A 3,155-nucleotide genomic window follows, 5' to 3' on the forward strand; every position below is an offset into this window, starting at 1 on the left:
GGCTTCTTGAACTCTAATCGTTTGCGTGGCCGGTCGTTGAGTTCGGCGGCTACCCAGTCGAGATCTGCGGCGCTGTGGATGGCCAGGTCTGTGCCTTTGGGGAAGTACTGGCGCAGCAGGCCATTGGTGTTCTCGTTGATACCGCGCTGCCACGGAGAGTGCGGGTCGCAGAAATAGATGTCGATGTCGGAGTCGATGCTCACGGTCTTCCAGTCCTGCATCTCGATACCCTGATCCCAGGTCAGCGAATGCCGCAGCGCGTCGGGGAGCGTCTTGATCTTCGCGGTCAACGCATCACGCATCTGCTCAGCCCTGTATCCGTCCGGCAGGTGCACGAGCATCGTGTAGTTCGTGGTCCGCTCCACCAGGGTCCCGATGGCGGTTTGGTTGCCTTTACCGATCACTAAATCTCCCTCCCAATGTCCAGGCACTGCACGGTCTTCAACCTCGGGCGGCCGCTCGGAAATATTGACCATTCCAGGGATCCGGTTCTTGCGCTGCCCGGCCTTCCGGCTGGGCTGCCGCACGGCCCGTCCGGTGCGCAGACACGCGGTCAGCTCCCGCTTCAGCGCCCCGCGGGACTGCACGTAGAGAGACTGGTAGATCGTTTCGGGGGACACCCTCATCTCCAGCTGGTCGGGGAACTCAACCCGCAGTCGTCCTGCGATCTGCTCCGGTGAATACTTCTTCTTCAAATCGTCCTCCACCTTCGCACGCAACACCGTATTGGTGTGCAGTTTCGCCGGCTTAGGCCGCGATGCCCGCTCATACGCCATCACGTGGGCTGAGGTCGCCCGGTACGCCGACCCAGCCTTGGTATTACGCCGCAGCTCCCGGGAAACGGTCGAAGCGGAACGCCCGATCGCCGCACCGATCTGCCGCAGGGACTGTCCCTGGGCGCGCAGCACTGCGATTTCCTCACGCTGGCCGAAGGTCAGGCACCGGCCCTTCAAATCCCGGCCACGGCGCGGACGTACACCACCGGCCTCCATCAAAACCCTGCGCCCGGTCCGCCGGCTCGTATTGATCGGAGCCACGGCATCGGTGATGAAATCACCGGCCTGCATACCAGCCCAAAACAGCTGCAAAAGATCCGGCCTTAGATAAATTGAATAACCCGCCACAACAACACCCATCTGCTAAGTGTTGCAATCACCGCAAGAACCCAAGGATCGGTAAGTGGGACGGTGGGCCACGATGGTTAGAGCATTTCGGCTGATCAGTGGAAGTTAGGCTTCGAATATGCGGAATACCTTCGAAGAGCTTTCTCAAGCTGCGGAGTTGGCTGTATTTGAGCGTAGGTCGTTATCACTTGATGCGGCGGCGGCCGCAGGTTTGCCCGGCCGTGGCCACCAGTAAGGGCAAACGTGTCGCCCTTACTGCCTGGAACCGGTCCCCTGAGAAGAGCGGCTTCACCTCACCCGGATATGTCGCAACAGGTGTACTGGGGAAAGCGCCCGCTCAACCCCGAGATGGAAGGGCTAGCCGCGACTGAGAGAAGCTATAGAAATCGGGCTCCAGCCGATCATTTCCTGTCTGGAATAGCCGCGACGGTCCGCCAGTGACGCAGCGTGAGGGCTTTCCTCCTTGCTCGTGACGATGCGTGCGTGAATGAACGGGCCGGGCTGGACGGGACCCTGACCAGCCCGGGAATAGGCGCAGCATCTGTCGGGTTGTTGCCTGCACACCTGCGATGGTGATGCTCATCCGAAGGAGAAAACCGCTTCATGGCAAATGACTACGACGAACCACGCGTCAGAGAAGAAGATCAGCCCGTCAATGGGTCGCTCGAAGCGCTTCAGGCTCAGCGCAGCGCAACCACTCAGACGGCAGTCATCGACCTCGAGGACAGCGACACCGCTGAAGGCTTTGATTTGCCCGGTGCTGATCTGTCGCACGAAGAGCTGCTCATCCAGGTCATTCCCGAGCAGGACGACGAGTTCACCTGCATGTCCTGTTTCCTGGTTCACCACCGCAGCCAGCTGGCGCGGGAAACCAGCGGCGCCAGGTACTGCACGGAGTGCGAAGATTGAAGAACAACGCTTGGCGGCCTCGGCCCCCGCACCGCTTCTAGGAGGCCCACTCCTGTGCCCGCTGCAGGAGACCGCTTTGTGAAATGACCCTCATGACCCCAGCTGAATCCACTGAACACCCCAGGAACCCGTCAAAGGAGCACCACGTGAAAGTACGAAACTCATTGAGCGCACTAAAGAAAATCCCGGGCTCCCAGGTAGTCCGACGCCGCGGACGGACCTTCGTCATCAACAAGAAAAACCCCCGCATCACGGCACGCCAAGGCTAACCCCAGGCAACCGCAAACCCAACGAGAACCCAACGAGGGAGAGACAAAGATGAGCACCACAAAAAACGTCACCGATGCATCGTTCGATGCGGACGTACTTCAGGCCGCAAGACCGGTCATCGTTGATTTCTGGGCAGAATGGTGCGGACCATGCCGCATGCTGTCTCCCATCCTGGACGACATTGCCACTGAGCACGCAGGAAAAGTTGATGTCGTGAAGGTCAATGTGGACGATAACCCCGCGATCGCGGCCAAATACGGCATCACTTCCATCCCCGCTGTCTACGTCTTCAACAACGGCGAAATTGCGGCGACCTCGATCGGAGCGAAACCCAAACAGGTCCTCGAGCAGGAATTCGCGGCCTTCATCAGCTGACGGCTACGAACCAGCACTTGTAATCCACCCCGGATCCACCACCCCACCGGTAGCCTTTATCCGGCAGACCTGGAGGGGAACGGCGCGGCTGGGAGACTCCCTCCGTTCCCGGCAACTGCACCTTCCGCGGCGCACGAAATCCGAAGCGATTGTGGGCGCCTGAGACTGGCCCTCCTGGGCGCCCAACTTCATGGCCACGCACCCGCAGTCGTCTTGGCCGTACTGTTTCTTACTCTGTAAATCCAGCGGTCCGGGAGATTCTGGGATCGCGTGCTTCGCTGACGGATGTCCGGGGGTAACGGGGCCTGTACTCCTCGCTGATCAGCGATTGGCGGCGGCTGCATGTGGCCGGGGTGCTGGAGGACAAGGAGGCCGGGGCCACGGCTGGGCGTCCCGGTGCGGAACAGGCCGAGATCGCGCGGTTGCGCCGCCAGCTGGCCGGATTCTTCGCGCTCTTTTGGCAGGAATCCAGCCACT

At 60.7% G+C, this 3,155-nt stretch carries 4 protein-coding genes; 3 read left to right on the forward strand and 1 reads right to left on the reverse strand.

Annotation, left to right across the window (positions count from 1 at the left end; all coding sequences use genetic code 11):
- Positions 1–1,136 (reverse strand): IS30 family transposase (locus Y707_RS0103675; RefSeq protein WP_035780190.1); only part of this gene is annotated, 1,136 nt, incomplete at its 3' end.
- Between the two features lie 591 nt (positions 1,137–1,727).
- Between Y707_RS0103675 and Y707_RS0103680 the strand changes: the two genes are divergently transcribed.
- The 3 genes from Y707_RS0103680 to trxA all read left to right on the forward strand — a co-directional run bounded on the left by Y707_RS0103680 (position 1,728) and on the right by trxA (position 2,678).
- Positions 1,728–2,033 carry a DUF4193 domain-containing protein gene (locus tag Y707_RS0103680; RefSeq protein ID WP_026534086.1) on the forward strand — a complete coding sequence of 102 codons (306 nt, stop codon included), beginning with the start codon at positions 1,728–1,730 and terminating at the stop codon, positions 2,031–2,033.
- 146 nt (positions 2,034–2,179) lie between these two features.
- Positions 2,180–2,302 (forward strand): ribosomal protein bL36, encoded by a 123-nt coding sequence (locus tag Y707_RS29475; RefSeq protein WP_081744591.1) that lies wholly within the window; start codon positions 2,180–2,182, stop codon positions 2,300–2,302.
- Between the two features lie 49 nt (positions 2,303–2,351).
- A complete protein-coding gene (gene trxA / locus Y707_RS0103690) occupies positions 2,352–2,678 on the forward strand; it encodes a thioredoxin (RefSeq protein WP_026534088.1) in 327 nt (108 codons plus the stop codon).
- Positions 2,679–3,155 lie beyond the last annotated feature (477 nt).

Origin of the sequence: Arthrobacter sp. H14 (genome assembly GCF_000520495.1) — a bacterium.
In the GTDB taxonomy this organism is placed as follows: Bacteria; Actinomycetota; Actinomycetes; order Actinomycetales; family Micrococcaceae; genus Arthrobacter_C.

What these genes read in the sequence shown, in the direction of transcription:
- Y707_RS0103680 (WP_026534086.1), top strand. Translation starts at nt 1,728, where the DNA reads ATGGCAAATGACTACGACGAACCACGCGTCAGAGAAGAAGATCAGCCC.
- trxA (WP_026534088.1), top strand. Translation starts at nt 2,352, where the DNA reads ATGAGCACCACAAAAAACGTCACCGATGCATCGTTCGATGCGGACGTA.